The sequence below is a fragment of the Vibrio sp. 10N.222.48.A3 genome, from assembly GCF_041475345.1.
Lineage (GTDB): Bacteria > Pseudomonadota > Gammaproteobacteria > Enterobacterales > Vibrionaceae > Vibrio > Vibrio tasmaniensis_A.
Window position 1 is genome coordinate 1 of the sequence record NZ_JBFRVX010000911.1, and the last position, 470, is coordinate 470.

Here is a 470-nt window from a genome sequence, read left to right on the forward strand (position 1 = left end):
ATCCAGGGGCGTCATGGATGCAAACTCTGAAACCTCAACAACCGCTCTCGGTGGTATTTTCAAAACTAACCCTCAAACCAGAGCTGAGTTTTTACGATGAGTGAAACGATATTGATAACCGGCGTGGGAAAGCGACTCGGATTCGCATTGGCGCAGCAACTTATAGCGGATGGATACAAAGTGGTTGGCACTTACCGCAGCGACTATCCTCAACTGCAACGGTTGCGCGACAATGGAGCCGACTTGCAGCAAGTAGACTTTTATCAACAAAGCAGCTTAGAGGGCTTTCTTGATTATGTTGGTCAAGAATATAAGACACTCAGAGCCGTCATACACAACGCTTCGGACTGGAAACCTGAGAGCAAGAAAGATCCCAGTGAAAATGCATCACACATCATGCACCAGATGATGACGATTCACGCTACCGTGCCTTATCTGTTCAATTTAACACTCAAAGACCAACTGATATC

1 protein-coding gene and 1 pseudogene are annotated in these 470 nt (G+C 46.4%); both read left to right on the forward strand.

The genetic code is table 11. The annotated features are described in order from the left end of the window. Positions 1 to 100: pseudogene (folE, locus tag AB4653_RS21720) on the forward strand (GTP cyclohydrolase I FolE); the annotation flags it as partial. After that, the coding region (locus tag AB4653_RS21725; protein WP_372105332.1) for an SDR family NAD(P)-dependent oxidoreductase at positions 97 to 470 on the forward strand (374 nt) is incomplete at its 3' end. The pseudogene folE and the gene AB4653_RS21725, both read left to right, overlap by 4 nt.